The organism is Hydrogenophaga sp. FG152 (assembly GCF_057809615.1).
This window is the reverse complement of the sequence record NZ_JBMDKH010000012.1, coordinates 100,425-114,869: the sequence shown is the minus strand read 5'-3', so window position 1 is coordinate 114,869 and position 14,445 is coordinate 100,425. Positions and strand designations below refer to the sequence as shown.

Here is a 14,445-nt window from a genome sequence, read left to right as displayed (position 1 = left end):
AGATCAAAGCCAGAACGGGCAAAAGGACAATTTCGTGGCCGGACACAGCAAATGGGCAAATATTCAGCACCGCAAGGGTCGCCAGGATGAAAAGCGCGGAAAGATCTGGACGCGCGTGATCCGCGAGATCACCGTGGCGGCCCGCCAGGGCGGCGGGGACCCGGCGATGAACCCGCGGCTGCGGCTGGCCATCGACAAGGCCAAGGCCGCCAACATGCCGGCCGACCGCATCAAATACAACGTGGACAAGGCCTCGGGCAACCTGGAAGGCCAGGCCCTGGAAGAAATCCGCTACGAGGGCTACGGCATCGGCGGTGCGGCCGTGATCGTCGACACCATGACCGACAACCGCGTGCGCACGGTGGCCGAGGTGCGGCACGCTTTCAGCAAGTACGGCGGCAACCTGGGCACCGATGGCTCGGTGTCGTTCCAGTTCAAGCTCTGCGGCCAGTTGGTGTTCGCGCCGGGCACGTCCGAAGACAAGGTCATGGAAATCGCGCTGGAGGCGGGTGCCGACGACGTGATCAGCGACGGCGATGGCGCGATTGAGGTACTGACCTCGCCGGTGACCTTCGAGGCCGTCAGGAACGCGCTGGAGGCCGCCGGTCTCAAGCCCGAGGTGGCCGAGGTCACGATGCGGGCCGAAAACACCATCGAGCTGACGGGCGACGACGCCGCGCGCATGCAGAAGCTGCTGGACGTGCTGGAGGACCTGGACGACGTGCAGGACGTGTTCCACAACGCCGAAATCGGCGAATAAAGGTCGGCCCGGATGAAAGTACTCGTGATTGGCGGCGGTGGCCGCGAACATGCGCTGGCCTGGAAGCTGGCTCAAGCCGAAGGCGTGCAACAGGTTTTCGTGGCGCCCGGCAATGCCGGCACCGCGCGCGACCCGGTGCTGACGAACCTCGATATCACCGACAAGGCGGCGCTGCGTGCCTGGGCGCAAGGGCAGAGCATCGCCCTCACGGTGGTGGGCCCGGAGGCGCCCCTGGCGGCTGGTGTGGTGGATGAATTCCGTGCCCATGGCCTGCCCATCTTCGGCCCGACCAAGGCCGCCGCGCAGCTGGAGAGTTCCAAGGCGTTTTCCAAGGCGTTCATGCAGCGCCATGGCATTCCCACGGCGAAGTACCAGGCCTTCACCGATCCGGCCGCCGCGCACGCCTACGTGGACGCCGAGGGCGCGCCCATCGTGATCAAGGCCGATGGCCTGGCCGCTGGCAAGGGCGTGGTGGTGGCCATGACCGCAGCCGAAGCGCACGAGGCGATCGACTTCATGCTGGTCGACAACACCCTGGGCGTGGCCCACAACGAGGGTGGGGCGCGCGTCGTGATCGAGGAATTCCTCGTGGGTGAGGAAGCCAGCTTCATCGTGCTGTGCGACGGCGAGCACGCCCTGGCCCTGGCGACCAGCCAGGACCACAAGCGCCTGCTGGACGCCGACCAGGGCCCCAACACCGGTGGCATGGGGGCGTACTCCCCCGCGCCGGTGGTCACGCCGGCGGTGCACGAGCGCGCCATGAACGAGGTGATCCTGCCCACGCTGCGCGGCATGAAGGCCGACGGCATTCCCTACACCGGCTTCCTCTACGCGGGCCTGATGATCACGCCCGACGGGCAGGTCAAGACGCTGGAGTTCAACTGCCGCATGGGCGACCCGGAGACACAGCCCATCATGATGCGGCTGCGCAGCAATCTGGCCCAGGTGCTGCTCTCGGCCACCCGAGGCGAGCTCGATCGCGTGGCGCTGGACTGGGACCCCCGTGTGGCGCTGGGCGTGGTGCTGGCCGCCGCCGGTTACCCGCTGAGCCCGCGCAAGGGCGACGCCATCAGCGGCCTGCCGGCCGACGAAGCCGATCGCATGGTCTTCCATGCCGGCACCAGCAGCGGTGCACAAGGCGCGGTGCAGGTGTCGGGCGGGCGCGTGCTCTGCGTGACGGCGCTGGCGAACACGGTGGCCGAGGCGCGGCAACGCGCCTACGAGGTGGTGGACGCGATCCACTTCGACGGCATGCAGTGCCGCCGCGACATCGGGTACCGCGCACTTTGAACCCCTCCGCCGACTACCCCGGGCCACACGCGGTCCGGTTCCGTGGTTCTTCGCTGTCGCGCTGGCTGCTGTCCCGCCTGGGCTGGCAGTTGCGCTTTGATGGTTTTCCTCGCCTGCAGGGCGTGGCCATCGTCTATCCCCACACCAGCAACTGGGACTTCATCGTGATGCTGCTGGCCAAGTGGGCCATTGGCGTGCCGGCGCGCTTCTGGGGCAAGGACACGCTGTTCCGCGTGCCGGTGCTGGGCGCCTGGATGCGGTGGCTGGGCGGCATCCCACTCGATCGCCAGTCGCCTCGCGGCGTGGTGGGGGAGATGGTGGCCGTGATGACCCGGCATCGGCAGGAGGGGCGCCTGCTGTGGCTGGCGCTCTCGCCCGAAGGCACACGCCGGCGCGCGCCAGGATGGCGCAGCGGCTTCTACCAGGTGGCGCTGGGTGCGGACGTGCCTGTGGCCCTCATCCAGCTCGATTACAGTCGCAAGCAGGTGAACGTCACCGACTTCATCCGCCTGAGCGGCGACGAGGCGGCGGACTACGCCCGCATGGCCGCGTCGTACGAGAGCGTGCGCGGCCTGCATCCCGAACTCGCCAGCCCCGTGCAACCTTTGTCCAGGCCCCTTTCCGTCGATCCGGCATGAGCATGCAACAGACCCCCACGTCCTTTGTGCGTGAGTACCTCACCGATCTGCAGGACCGCATCGTCTCCACCGTGGCGCTGGTCGATGGGGGCAGCTTCGTGGTGGACCGCTGGACCAAGCCGGCCGGCGAGCCGCTGCAGGGCAGTGGGGTCACGCAGATACTCGAGGACGGTGCCGTCTTCGAGCGCGCCGGTTGCGGTTTTTCCCACGTCACCGGGCCCCGCCTGCCGCCTTCGGCCACGCAGCACCGACCCGAGCTGAGCGGTGCGCCCTTCGAGGCCATGGGTGTTTCGCTGGTGTTCCACCCGCGCAATCCCTATGTGCCCACGGTGCACATGAACGTGCGCATGATCGCCGCCACGCCCGAGGGGGGCGAGCCCGTGTGCTGGTTCGGCGGCGGCATGGACCTGACGCCGTACTACGGTTTTGAAGAGGACGCGGTGCATTTCCACCGCTCGGCGAAGAACGCGCTCGATCCCTTCGGTGTGGACAAGTACCCGCGCTTCAAGACCTGGTGCGACGAGTATTTCCATCTCAAGCACCGCGATGAGCAGCGCGGCATCGGTGGGGTGTTCTTCGACGATTTCTCCGAGTTGGGCTTCGATGGCAGCTTCGCCATGATTAGTTCGGTGGGTGACGCCTTCCTGGACGCCTACCTGCCCATCGTCGACCGCCGCAAGAACACGCCCTACGGCGAGCGCGAGCGCAGCTTCCAGCTGTACCGGCGCGGCCGCTACGTGGAGTTCAACCTCGTCTGGGATCGAGGCACGCATTTCGGGCTGCAGTCCGGCGGACGGGCCGAGTCGATCCTGCTGTCCATGCCGCCGCTGGTGAGCTGGGCCTACAACCGCAAGACGAAAAAAGGCACGCCGGAAGACCGGCTGTACAAGGAGTTTCTGGTGCGCAAGGACTGGATCTGATGGCCTCTACCTCGCCACCCCGGCGCGTGGGCATGTTCGGTGGGGCGTTCGACCCCCCGCATTGGGCGCACCGCGCGCTGGCCGAAACCGCGCTCAAGCAACTTGGCCTCGATGCGCTGCACATCCTGCCCACGGGCCATGCCTGGCACAAGTCGCGCGTGCTGTCGCCCGCCGATGACCGCGTGGCCATGTGCGAACTTGCCTTTGGCGATCTGCCGCACGTGCAGCTGGACCAGCGCGAAATCCACCGCGAAGGCCCGAGCTACACCGCCGACACCTTGCGCGAACTCAAGCGCGAGTACCCGCAGGCCCAGCTGTTCCTGATCCTCGGCGCCGACCAGTTGCTGGCGTTCAAGAACTGGGTGCGCTGGCAGGAGGTGCTCGACCTGGCCACGCTGGCCGTGGCCAACCGGGCCACCAATATCGGTGCCGATCTCCCTCTCGACCAGGCCATCGAAACCGATCTCTCCAGCGTCGATCTTCCCTTCGAGCTGCTCAACATGCCCCTGAAGAACATCAGCGCGACGGCCGTGCGCGCCCGCGTGGGCCAACCCGCGCAGAGCACCGGCGCGCTGGATGTTCTGGTGCCCGAGCCCGTCGCACGCTATATTTCACAACACCACCTCTACCAGCCTCCTACATGACCAGCGAAACCACAGCCAAGAAAGACATCCAGCGACTCCAGAGGGCCATCGTCGATGGGCTCGAGGACGTCAAGGGTCAGGACATCGTGGTTTTCAACACCGAGTACCTCTCCCCCCTGTTCGAGCGGGTCATCGTGGCCAGCGGCACGTCCAACCGCCAGACCAAGGCACTCGCCGCCAGCGTGCGCGATGCCGTGCGTGAAGCGGGCTTCGACAAGCCGCGCATCGAGGGTGAAGACAACGGCGAATGGATCATCGTGGACTGCGGCGCCGCCGTGGCGCACGTGATGCAGCCCGTGATCCGCCAGTACTACCGCCTGGAAGAAATCTGGGGCGCCAAGCCCGTGCGCCTCAAGCACGGCACCGAAAAGCCGGCCGCGCCGGCCAAGCCCGCCGCCAAGAAGAGGGCTGCCAAGGCGCCTGAGGCCGCCCCCGTTTCTGCCAAGAAGGTGGTGCGCAAGGCGGCCGCCAAAGCCGCGCCGCCCGCGCCCGCGAAGAAGAGCCCGGCCAGCACCAGCAAGGCCGCCGCACCCAAGCGCGGCGCCACCGCCGCCAAGAAGGCGCCCCTGCCCAAGGTGGTGGTCGGCAAACCCGTGGCCAAGAAGACCGCCAAGCCCGCCGCCAAGTCGGTGGCCAAACCCGCGGCCAGGAAAACCAGCCAACCGGCCGCCAAGAAGAAGGCATGAGGCTGCTGATCGTCGCGGTCGGGCAGCGGGTGCCTGACTGGGCCCAGACCGCCTACGACGATTACGCCAAGCGCTTCCCGCCCGAGCTGCGGGTGGAGCTCAAGTCCGTGAAGACCGAGCCCCGCGGCTCCAAGACCCTGGAGACGCTGCTCGCCGCGGAGCGCGAGCGCATCGAGGCCGCCATTCCCCGTGGCAGCCGCGTGGTCGCGCTCGATGAACGCGGTACCACGCTTACCACCAAGGCCCTGGCGCAGCAACTGCAGCAGTGGCAGCTGGAGGGCGATGACGTTGCCCTGGTGATCGGTGGGCCCGACGGCCTGGAGCCGGCCTTCCGCGCCGCGGCCCACCAGCGCATCCGCCTGTCCGACCTGACCCTGCCGCACGCCATGGTGCGGGTGCTGCTGATCGAGCAGCTGTACCGCGCCTGGTCGGTCAACGCCAACCATCCTTATCACCGCGAATGACCGATTTCATCTACCTGGCTTCCCAGAGCCCGCGCCGTCGGCAGCTGCTGGAGCAGTGGGGGGTGCGCTGCGAACTGCTGTTGCCCGATGCCGAGGAGGATGTGGAGTCGCTGGAGGCGGTGCTGCCGGGTGAGGCGCCCACGACCTACGTGCGACGGGTTACCGCGCTCAAGCTGGAAGCCTCGCTGGCGCGTTTGAAGCGCCGCCGCCTGCCGAGTGCCCCCGTGCTGTGCGCGGACACCACCGTGGCGCTGGGCCGCCGCATCCTTGGCAAGCCCGCCGATGAAGCCGAGGCCGCCCGCATGCTGGCCGATCTGGCGGGCCGGCAACACCGGGTTCTGACGGCGGTCGCCGTGGGCAAACCGGGTGCCCGGGGCGATCGCACCTGGCTGGCCTTGTGCACGTCCCGCGTCACGTTCGAACCGCTGAGCGCCGCACAGATCCGCCGCTACGTGGCCACCGGCGAGCCCATGGGCAAGGCCGGCGCCTATGGCATCCAGGGGCGCGCGGGTTTGTGGGTCAGCCACATCAGCGGCAGTTATTCGGGCATCATGGGCTTGCCTGCGCACGAGACGGCGCAGGTGCTGCACGCCGCGGGCGTGCGGTTGATCTGAGACACCAAACGCCACGGAGAAGGGCTTCATGAGCCAGGACATTCTGATCAATTGGTCTCCCCAGGAGACGCGCGTGGCCGTGGTGGAGCAGGGGGCCGTGCAGGAGGTGCACCTCGAGCGCACCCTGGAACGAGGCCTCGTGGGCAACATCTACCTGGGCAAGGTGTCGCGCGTGCTGCCCGGCATGCAGTCGGCCTTCATCGACATCGGCCTGGACCGGGCGGCCTTTCTCCATGTGGCCGATCTGATGCCCAACATCGCGGCCAAACACGCCGCGCCGCGCGAACGACCTCTGACGCCGTCGGCCAACGAGGTGGATCCGGCAGCAGCCGGCGTCCCGGTGAATGCCGGCGCCAAGCTGCTCGCGCCCAATCCCGTGCTGCCCATCGAGCGCCAGATCTTCGAGGGCCAGGCCCTGATGGTGCAGGTGCTCAAGGACCCGATCGGCACCAAGGGCGCGCGCCTCACGGCCCAGATCAGCATCGCCGGCCGCCTGCTGGTGTTCCTGCCGCAGGACAACCACATCGGTGTGTCGCAGAAGATCCCGCCCGCCCAGCGCGAGGCCTTGCGCCAGCGGCTCGTGCGGCTGACCGCCACCGCCGACGGCAGCCCGGCGGGTGGCTTCATCCTGCGCACCAACGCCGAGGACGCCACCGACGAGGAGCTGGTGGACGACACCGCCTACCTGCGCAAGACTTGGCTGCGCATCAAGGAAGCCGCCACGCGCCAGCCCCCGGCCACCTTGCTGCACGAAGACCTGAACCTGATGCAGCGCGTGCTGCGCGACCTGGTGGGCGCCGACACGCAATCGATCCGCATCGATTCGCGCGAGCAGCACGGCCTGCTGGTGGGCTTCGCCGCCGAGTTCATGCCTGACACCGTCGGCAAGCTGCAGCACTACAGCGGCGAGCGCCCGATCTTCGACCTGTTCAGCATCGACGAGGACATCGCCCGCGCGCTCAGCCGCCGGGTGGACCTGAAGTCGGGCGGCTACCTGGTGATCGACCAGACCGAGGCCCTGACCACGGTGGACGTGAACACCGGCGGTTTCGTGGGCGCGCGCAATTTCGACGACACCGTGTTCCGCACCAACCTGGAAGCGGCCCAGGCCATCGCGCGCCAGCTGCGCCTGCGCAACCTGGGCGGCATCGTCATCGTGGATTTCATCGACATGGTGCGCGACGACCACCGCGAGGCGGTGCTCACCGAGTTCCGCAAGCAACTCGCTCGCGACCGGGTGAAGACCATGACAGGGGGCTTTTCTCAGCTCGGCCTGGTGGAGATGACGCGCAAGCGCACGCGCGAATCCCTGGCCCACATGTTGAGCGAGTCCTGCGAGGCCTGCAGCGGGCGCGGCGCGGTGAAGACGGCGCGCAGCGTCTGCTACGACATCCTGCGCGAGATCCTGCGCGAGGCGCGTGCCTTCAACCCGCGCGAATTCCGGGTGGTGGGCTCGCCCAAGGTGATCGAGCTGTTCCTGGATGAGGAGCGTGCCCACCTGGCAGGCCTGTCGGACTTCATCGGCAAGCCGATCTCCCTGCAGAGCGAAAGCTCGATGACGCAGGAGCAGTACGACATCGTTCTGCTCTGAGCCCGGGGGCTCAGGCCTCGGGGCGGAAGCTCTGCGCGTGCAGGCGCGCGTACAGCCCGTCGGCCTGCAGCAGCTCGCGGTGCGAGCCCTGTTCCCGGATGCGACCGTCGGCCAGCACGACCACGCGGTCCGCGTGCTCGATGGTGGAGAGGCGGTGCGCGATCACCAGGGTGGTGCGGCCCTTCATGAGGCGGGCCAGGGCGTCCTGCACCAGCCGTTCCGACTCGTTGTCCAGCGCCGAGGTGGCCTCGTCCAGGATCAGCACGGGCGCGTCCTTGTAGATCGCGCGGGCGATCGCCAGGCGCTGGCGCTGGCCGCCCGAGAGCTCGGCCGCGTTGTGGCCCACGGTGCTGTGGATGCCCTGGGGCAGGCGCTGGATGAGCTCGCCGAGATTGGCCGAGACGAGCGCCGCGCGCACGCGCATTTCATCGATCTGATCGTCCGCTGCCCCCAGCGCCACGTTGGCGGCCAGCGTGTCGTTGAGCATCACCACGTCCTGGCTCACCATGGCGTACTGACGGCGCAGGCTGCGCAGCTCCCATTCGGGGAGCGGCACGCCGTCGAGCAGCACCTCGCCGCGCTCGATTTCGACGAAGCGCGGCAGCAGGTTCACCAGCGTGGTCTTGCCCGAGCCCGAGGGGCCCACGAAGGCCACCACCTCGCCGGGCCGGATCTCCAGCGACACGCCCCGAAGGGCGATCAGGCTGTCGTCGTCCCCACGGACGGGGCCGCCGTCTTTTGCGGGGTAACGCACCCAGACGTCGCGCAGCGAAATCGAGCCCGAGACCCGGTCGGCGGTGTGCGTGCCCCCGGTCTGCTCGGGCGTGTGCTCGATGAGTTCCAGGCCCCGTTCAAGCGCGGCCAGCCCGCGCGTGATGGGCGCGGCGATCTCGGCCAGGTGCCGGATGGGGGTGATCAGCATCAGCATCGCGGTGACGAAGGCCACGAAGTTGCCCACCGTCACGCCGCTGGTGCTGCTTTGCCAGAGCGCCACCGCGATCACGGCCGACAGCGCGGCAGACGCCAGCAGCTGGGTCAGGGGGGTCATGGCGGCCGAGGAGATGGTGGACTTGAGCGCAAGGCGCCGCAAGGCCACGCTCAGGCGGTCGAACCGCTGGCTCTGCCGCGCCTGGGCACCGTGCAGGCGCACCATGCGGTGGGCGAGCACGTTTTCTTCCACCACATACGCCAGTTCGTCGGTGGCCTGCTGGCTGTCGCGGGTCAGCTTGTAGAAACGGCGCGAGAGCACCCGCATGATCAGGATCAGGCCCGGGAACACCATCAGCACGATGAGCGTGAGTTTCCAGTTCAGGTAGAGCAGGTAGCCCATGAGGGCCACCACGGCCAGGCTGTCCTTGGTGAGCGTGAGGAAGGCCGTCACCAGCAGCTGCGAGCCGGTCTGCACCTCGTACACCAGGGTGTTGGAGAGCTTGCTCGCGTTTTGCCGGGCAAACAGGGTCATCTGGGCATCGTTGAGCTTGACGAACATGGCGCGGCGCAGGTTCAGCAGGCCCAGGCTGGCCGTGTACGACAGCGCGTACTGGGCGGTGAAGCCGGCCACGCCCCGGATGCCGAACAGCCCCATCAGCGCCACCGGCACCATCCACAGCTCGACATTGCCCTGGGCGAAGCCGCGGTCCAGCAAGGTCTTGAGCAGGGCAGGGATCAGGGGCTCGGTCAGCGCCCCGATCAGGGTGGCCGCGGCTGCGAGGACAATGCCGGTCTTGGCCGAGCGGAAGTAGGGCCACAGGCGCAACAGGCGCTGCGTGAGGGTGCCGTCCAGGGGCTTTTGCGGTTGGGCGGTATCGGTCAAGGGCAGGTCGCTTCAGGAAATCTTGCAGATCGGCGGAACAATGTGGCGCCACGGGAATCAAGCAGCGGATGCATGCCGGGCAGGCAGCGGCGTGCACACATCTTGTCACGGAAGGCCCAGTGCCCTCCGTTATTATCAGTTGGTTGGCTGCGACGCATTCTCAGCGCCGCAACCCAAGGCACAGGCGACACACACAGGATGCAGGATTTGACTCGACACGACATGCAGGCCCCCCTTCCCAGGCGATCCGTTCTCGGGCTCGTTTCCTCCTTACCTCTGCTGACGTGGCCGCTGTCGCCCGCTCACGCCCAGTTCCGGGTAGAGGTGGCGGGTGTGGGCCTGACGCAGTTCCCGTTTTCCGTGGTCGGATTCCGCGGCAACGATGTGGCCAGCGAAAACATCGCCGCCATCGTGCGCGCCGACCTGGAGCGCAGCGGCCAGTTCCGTTTTGTCGATCCGGTGTCCGGTGGCCTGGACGAAACCTCGCGCCCCGACCTCGGACCCTGGCGCGAACGCGGCTCGGATTCGCTGCTGACCGGCAGCGTCACCCGCCTGGCCGACGGCCGCTTCGACGTGCGCTTCCGCCTTTGGGATGTGGTGCGTGGCCAGGACCTCGGCGGCCTGAGCTACCCCGTGGGCGCCACCGACCTGCGCCTGGCAGCCCACCGCATCGCCGACCATGTGTTCGAGAAGATCACCGGCGTCAAGGGCGTGTTCTCCACCCGCATCGCCTATGTCACCAAGGCCGGCCAGCGCTACAACCTCTGGGTGGCCGATGCCGACGGCGAGAACGCACGCGCCGCGCTCACCAGCCCCGAGCCCATCATCTCGCCGAGCTGGGCGCCCGGCGGCGGCCAACTGGCCTATGTGTCGTTCGAGGCACGCAAGCCGGTGATCTACGCGCACGACGTCGCCACCGGCAAGCGCCGCCTGCTGGCCAACTTCAAGGGCTCCAACAGCGCGCCCTCCTGGTCGCCCGACGGCCGCTCGGTGGTGGCCACGCTCTCGATCTCGGGCAACGCCCAGATCTACACCATGGACGCCAACGGCGGCGAACCCCGGCGCCTGAGCCAGTCGGCCAGCATCGACACCGAGCCCGTGTTCAGCCCCGATGGCAAGAGCATCTATTTCGTGAGCGACCGGGGCGGCTCCCCCCAGGTCTACCGCATGGGTGCGCAGGGCGGCAACGCCCAGCGCCTTACGTTCACCGGCAACTACAACATCTCTCCCGCACCCAGTCCGGACGGCCGCTGGCTTGCCTTCATCTCCCGCATCAACGGCGCCTTCCGCCTGCACGTGATGGACCTGGGCAGCGGCACGGTCACTGCCTTGAGCGAATCCAGTGGCGACGAAAGCCCGAGCTTTGCGGCCAACAGCCGCATGATCATCTACGCCACCCGCGACAAGGGCCAGGAAGCGCTCATGACCACCACCGTCGACGGTCGCATCAAGACCCGGCTGGCTGGTGCCCAGGGCGACATCCGCGAACCCGAATGGGGCCCCTTCCTCAAATGAGCGGCAGCGCACAGCAAGTCTGAGCAGCGTCCGCTATCGTCCATCCAGCTTCTTTTCTATTTCCCAAAGGAATTTTCCATGTCCAACAACAACACTTCCGCCAACTCGTTTCCTCACACCTCGGGCCGTTGGCTGCGCCTGATCGCCGGCATCACCCTGGTGGCGGCCCTGGCAGCCTGCAGCTCCGGCGTGAAGCTTGACAACGTGCCGGTGGAAGACCGCACGGGTTCGGCCGCCGGTGCCGGTGGCGCGGGAGGCCAATCGGGCGCGGTGGATCCGCGTGGCGTCTCGGGCGTGTCGGTCAATGGTGCGGACTCGGCCCAGCCGAACGCCCTGAGCCGCGTGATCTACTTCGACTACGACAGTTTCGAAGTGAAGGCCGACTCGGCCGCCACGCTGGAAGCCAATGCGCGCTACCTCAACGCCAACCGCACGCGCCGCGTGAACCTCGAAGGCCACACCGACGAGCGCGGCGGCCGTGAGTACAACCTGGCCCTGGGTCAGAAGCGCGCCGAGGCCGTTCGCCGCGCCCTGTCGCTGCTGGGCGTGCCCGAAAGCCAGATGGAGGCCGTGAGCTTCGGTGAAGAGAAGCCCGCTCAGACCGGTTTCGACGAAGCGGCATTCAGCAAGAACCGCCGCGTTGAACTGACCTACCGTTGAGCCCCATGGTGACCCGCTTGCGTTTTGCCTCCAGCCTGCTGGGTGCGGGCTCCCTGGCGGCGGCCGCGTTGTGGCCGCTGCAGGCACACGCCCTGTTTGGCGACGATGAAGCCCGCCGGGCCATCATCGAATTGCGCCAGAAGGTCGATGCCAACCAGCAGGCCGACGAAGCCGCCAAAACCGAGGCTCGCGAAAGCAATGCGGCCACCCGCCGCAGCCTGCTAGAACTCTCCAACCAGATCGAGCAGTTGCGCGCCGAGCTCGCCCGCATGCGCGGACAGAACGAGCAACTGGCCCGCGAAGTGTCGGAGCTGCAGCGCCAGCAGAAGGACGTGCAGGCGGGCGTGGACGAGCGCTTGCGCAAGGTGGAGCCGCTGCGCATCGATCACGATGGCCAGAGCTTCACGGTCGCGCCCAATGAAAAGCGCGACTTCGATGCCGCCATGGACCTGCTGCGCAAATCCGAGTTCGGCCCGGCGGCGAGTGCGTACAACGCCTTTCTGGTGCGCTATCCCGCCAGCGGCTACCGGCCTTCGTTGCTGTACTGGCTGGGCAACGCGCAGTACGCGAGCCGTGCCTACAAGGAAGCGGTGGATACCCACCGCCGCCTCGTGACCGAGTTCCCGACCCACATGCGCACGCCCGAAGCCATGCTGGCCATGGCCAACAGCCAGATCGAACTCAAGGACACCAAGGGCTCGCGCAAGACGCTCGAGGATCTGGTGAAGGCGCACCCGAATTCGGAAGCCGCCGCGGCTGGCCGCGAACGCCTCGCGCGCCTGCGCTGAGGCGCAGGGCACACGGCGCCAGCGCGGTGCCGTGGCCTTCGCCGAATGAGGTCGTTGGCCGCCTCCTACAATGGCGGCCATGGAATTAGCCGACTTTCTCAAACTGCAGACCCAGGTTCTCTGGGCTGCCTTCGCCGTGGCCGTGGCCTTTGGCTTCATCGCCCAGCGCACCCATTTCTGCACCATGGGCGCGATCAGCGACATCGTCAACATGGGCGACTGGACGCGCATGCGCATGTGGGGCATGGCCGTCGGCGTGGCCGTGCTCGGCTTCTACGGCATGGCGTGGCTGGGATGGATCGACGCGGGCAAATCCATCTACACCTCCGGCCGGATCATCTGGCTCTCGGCCCTGGTGGGCGGCGTGCTGTTCGGTTTCGGCATGGTGCTGGCCTCGGGTTGCGGCAGCAAGACGCTGGTGCGCATCGGCGCGGGCAGCCTGAAATCCCTGGTGGTCTTCTTCGTCATGGGCTTCGCGGCCTTCGCGACCTTGCGCGGCGTGCTGGCCGTGCTTCGCGTCAACACGGTCGACAAGGTGGCTTTCGACATCCCCGCTGGCGGCGCCATTCCCATGTGGGTGTCCAGCGGGCTGGGCATGGAGCCCGCGCTCGCCGGCCTGTTGCTGGCGGTGCTGGTGGGAGGTGCGCTGGTGGTGTGGGCGCTGCTCGGCACCGAGTTCCGCAGCTTCAACAATGTGCTGGGTGGCCTGGGCATTGGCCTGGTGATCGTGGCCATGTGGTGGGTCAGCGGTCACCTGGGTTTCGTGGCCGAGCACCCCGAGACCCTCGATGCGGTCTACCTGGCCTCCAACTCGGGGCGCATGGAGTCGCTCACCTTCACCGCGCCGATGGCCTACACGCTGGACTGGATCATCTTCTTCAGCGATACGTCCAAGTTGCTCACCTTCGGCGTGGTCACTGTCGCGGGCGTGGTCGTGGGCTCTCTCGCCTGCGCCTTGATCGAAGGAAGCTTCCGCTGGGAAGGCTTTCGCAGCACGCAGGACACCGCATTGCATATCGCGGGCGCGGCCTGCATGGGCGTGGGTGGCGTGACCGCCCTGGGCTGTACCGTGGGGCAGGGCCTCTCCGGTCTGTCCACCCTGAGCTTCCTCAGCATGATCGCCGTTACTGGCATCGTGCTCGGTGCCATCGGCGGTTTCCGCTTCCAGATGTGGCTGCTGGACCGCGAGTGAGCACCCTCACGCCCGAGGTGTTCGAGCGCCGTTTCGGCGGGCTCCGGCGCCTGTATGGCGTTGACGGCGCACAGCGCATCTTCGATGCCCATGTGGCGGTGGTCGGCATCGGCGGGGTGGGGTCCTGGGCGGTCGAAGCACTGGCGCGCAGCGGCGTCCGGCGGCTCACGCTGATCGACCTGGACCACGTGTCCGAGTCCAACATCAACCGCCAGATTCACGCGCTGGAGCCCACGCTGGGGCAAGCCAAGGCCGATGCCATGCGCGAACGCATCGCGCTCTTCCACCCCGACTGTGTGGTGGATGTGATCGACGAGTTCGTGACACCGGACAACTGGCCCGGCCTGCTGGAGGCGCTGCCTCAGGGCGCGGGGCAACTTTCCGCGCTGATCGATGCCTGCGACCAGGTGCGCGCCAAGACCACGCTGGCGGACTGGTCGGTGTCCCAGGGTGTGCCCTTCGTGACGGTGGGCGCTGCTGGGGGCAAACGCCTGGCCCAGGCCGTGGAGGTGGCCGACCTGGCCGACACCACGCACGACCCCTTGCTGGCCCAGCTGCGCTATCGGTTGCGCAAGCAACATGGCGGTTCTCGCACCGGCCGGATGGGAGTGGCCTGCGTGTTCAGCCGGGAGGCGGTGGCACCGCCGGATGCATCCTGCGGGCTGGACGACAACGATGGCTCGCTCAATTGCCACGGCTATGGTTCGGCCGTGAGCGTGACCGCCACATTTGGCCTGTGCGCAGCAGGCTGGGTGATGAATGCGCTGGCCGCTGACGCAAAAAAATCGCGGCATCTTCAAAGACCCGTAACAACCACGCTATAATTTGAGGCTTGGCGCAGCAGTCGACAAGACTCGAATCCAGTGCATG

The 14,445-nt window shown here is 67.5% G+C and carries 15 protein-coding genes; 14 read left to right on the top strand and 1 reads right to left on the bottom strand.

Annotated elements, in window-relative coordinates; translation table 11 throughout:
* Positions 1-34 precede the first annotated feature (34 nt).
* From ACODTB_RS15575 to ACODTB_RS15535, 9 genes are read left to right on the top strand one after another with little or no spacing between them, the layout of a single operon-like run.
* Complete coding sequence (locus ACODTB_RS15575; protein WP_291117058.1) at positions 35-760, top strand: YebC/PmpR family DNA-binding transcriptional regulator; 726 nt, start codon at positions 35-37, stop codon at positions 758-760.
* A gap of 12 nt (positions 761-772) precedes the next feature.
* Entirely contained in the window at positions 773-2,050 is a 1,278-nt protein-coding gene (gene purD / locus ACODTB_RS15570; protein ID WP_291117056.1) for a phosphoribosylamine--glycine ligase, read from the top strand.
* Complete coding sequence (locus ACODTB_RS15565; RefSeq protein WP_291117054.1) at positions 2,047-2,688, top strand: 1-acyl-sn-glycerol-3-phosphate acyltransferase; 642 nt, start codon at positions 2,047-2,049, stop codon at positions 2,686-2,688. Before purD ends, ACODTB_RS15565 begins: the two co-directional genes overlap by 4 nt.
* 2 nt (positions 2,689-2,690) lie before the next feature.
* Positions 2,691-3,608: an oxygen-dependent coproporphyrinogen oxidase gene (hemF, locus tag ACODTB_RS15560; RefSeq protein WP_291117232.1), complete on the top strand. Its 918-nt coding sequence runs from the start codon at positions 2,691-2,693 to the stop codon at positions 3,606-3,608.
* Positions 3,608-4,252: a nicotinate (nicotinamide) nucleotide adenylyltransferase gene (nadD, locus tag ACODTB_RS15555; protein WP_291117052.1), complete on the top strand. Its 645-nt coding sequence runs from the start codon at positions 3,608-3,610 to the stop codon at positions 4,250-4,252. Before hemF ends, nadD begins: the two co-directional genes overlap by 1 nt.
* Complete coding sequence (gene rsfS / locus ACODTB_RS15550) at positions 4,249-4,938, top strand: ribosome silencing factor (protein ID WP_291117049.1); 690 nt, start codon at positions 4,249-4,251, stop codon at positions 4,936-4,938. The genes nadD and rsfS overlap by 4 nt, the downstream gene beginning before the upstream one ends.
* Positions 4,935-5,402, top strand: coding sequence for a 23S rRNA (pseudouridine(1915)-N(3))-methyltransferase RlmH (rlmH, locus tag ACODTB_RS15545; protein ID WP_291117046.1), 468 nt, complete (start codon positions 4,935-4,937; stop codon positions 5,400-5,402). Before rsfS ends, rlmH begins: the two co-directional genes overlap by 4 nt.
* Positions 5,399-6,016 carry a Maf family protein gene (locus tag ACODTB_RS15540; RefSeq protein WP_291117043.1) on the top strand — a complete coding sequence of 206 codons (618 nt, stop codon included), beginning with the start codon at positions 5,399-5,401 and terminating at the stop codon, positions 6,014-6,016. The genes rlmH and ACODTB_RS15540 overlap by 4 nt, the downstream gene beginning before the upstream one ends.
* A 28-nt stretch (positions 6,017-6,044) precedes the next feature.
* The gene (locus tag ACODTB_RS15535; protein WP_291117040.1) at positions 6,045-7,607 is read left to right on the top strand and encodes an Rne/Rng family ribonuclease; all 1,563 of its coding nucleotides are present in this window, start codon (positions 6,045-6,047) and stop codon (positions 7,605-7,607) included.
* Between the two features lie 10 nt (positions 7,608-7,617).
* Here the strand turns inward: ACODTB_RS15535 and msbA are convergent, their stop codons facing one another.
* On the bottom strand, positions 7,618-9,426 hold the full coding sequence (msbA, locus tag ACODTB_RS15530; protein ID WP_488929469.1) for a lipid A export permease/ATP-binding protein MsbA: 1,809 nt from the start codon (positions 9,424-9,426) through the stop codon (positions 7,618-7,620).
* Between the two features lie 216 nt (positions 9,427-9,642).
* On the opposite strand from msbA, the gene tolB reads away from it, so the two are divergent.
* The 5 genes from tolB to ACODTB_RS15505 all read left to right on the top strand — a co-directional run bounded on the left by tolB (position 9,643) and on the right by ACODTB_RS15505 (position 14,399).
* The gene (tolB, locus tag ACODTB_RS15525) at positions 9,643-10,935 is read left to right on the top strand and encodes a Tol-Pal system beta propeller repeat protein TolB (protein WP_291117034.1); all 1,293 of its coding nucleotides are present in this window, start codon (positions 9,643-9,645) and stop codon (positions 10,933-10,935) included.
* A gap of 78 nt (positions 10,936-11,013) precedes the next feature.
* Positions 11,014-11,595 carry a peptidoglycan-associated lipoprotein Pal gene (gene pal, locus ACODTB_RS15520; protein ID WP_291117031.1) on the top strand — a complete coding sequence of 194 codons (582 nt, stop codon included), beginning with the start codon at positions 11,014-11,016 and terminating at the stop codon, positions 11,593-11,595.
* 5 nt (positions 11,596-11,600) lie between these two features.
* The gene (ybgF, locus tag ACODTB_RS15515; RefSeq protein ID WP_291117028.1) at positions 11,601-12,383 is read left to right on the top strand and encodes a tol-pal system protein YbgF; all 783 of its coding nucleotides are present in this window, start codon (positions 11,601-11,603) and stop codon (positions 12,381-12,383) included.
* Between the two features lie 79 nt (positions 12,384-12,462).
* Complete coding sequence (locus ACODTB_RS15510) at positions 12,463-13,575, top strand: YeeE/YedE family protein (protein ID WP_291117025.1); 1,113 nt, start codon at positions 12,463-12,465, stop codon at positions 13,573-13,575.
* Positions 13,572-14,399 carry a tRNA threonylcarbamoyladenosine dehydratase gene (locus ACODTB_RS15505; protein ID WP_291117022.1) on the top strand — a complete coding sequence of 276 codons (828 nt, stop codon included), beginning with the start codon at positions 13,572-13,574 and terminating at the stop codon, positions 14,397-14,399. The genes ACODTB_RS15510 and ACODTB_RS15505 overlap by 4 nt, the downstream gene beginning before the upstream one ends.
* Positions 14,400-14,445 lie beyond the last annotated feature (46 nt).

Excerpts from the sequence above, each read along its gene's own strand:
- pal (WP_291117031.1), top strand. The coding sequence starts at position 11,014 with ATGTCCAACAACAACACTTCCGCCAACTCGTTTCCTCACACCTCGGGC.
- ybgF (WP_291117028.1), top strand. The coding sequence starts at position 11,601 with ATGGTGACCCGCTTGCGTTTTGCCTCCAGCCTGCTGGGTGCGGGCTCC.
- tolB (WP_291117034.1), top strand. The coding sequence starts at position 9,643 with ATGCAGGCCCCCCTTCCCAGGCGATCCGTTCTCGGGCTCGTTTCCTCC.
- ACODTB_RS15535 (WP_291117040.1), top strand. The coding sequence starts at position 6,045 with ATGAGCCAGGACATTCTGATCAATTGGTCTCCCCAGGAGACGCGCGTG.
- ACODTB_RS15540 (WP_291117043.1), top strand. The coding sequence starts at position 5,399 with ATGACCGATTTCATCTACCTGGCTTCCCAGAGCCCGCGCCGTCGGCAG.
- rsfS (WP_291117049.1), top strand. The coding sequence starts at position 4,249 with ATGACCAGCGAAACCACAGCCAAGAAAGACATCCAGCGACTCCAGAGG.
- nadD (WP_291117052.1), top strand. The coding sequence starts at position 3,608 with ATGGCCTCTACCTCGCCACCCCGGCGCGTGGGCATGTTCGGTGGGGCG.
- hemF (WP_291117232.1), top strand. The coding sequence starts at position 2,691 with ATGCAACAGACCCCCACGTCCTTTGTGCGTGAGTACCTCACCGATCTG.
- ACODTB_RS15510 (WP_291117025.1), top strand. The coding sequence starts at position 12,463 with ATGGAATTAGCCGACTTTCTCAAACTGCAGACCCAGGTTCTCTGGGCT.
- purD (WP_291117056.1), top strand. The coding sequence starts at position 773 with ATGAAAGTACTCGTGATTGGCGGCGGTGGCCGCGAACATGCGCTGGCC.
- rlmH (WP_291117046.1), top strand. The coding sequence starts at position 4,935 with ATGAGGCTGCTGATCGTCGCGGTCGGGCAGCGGGTGCCTGACTGGGCC.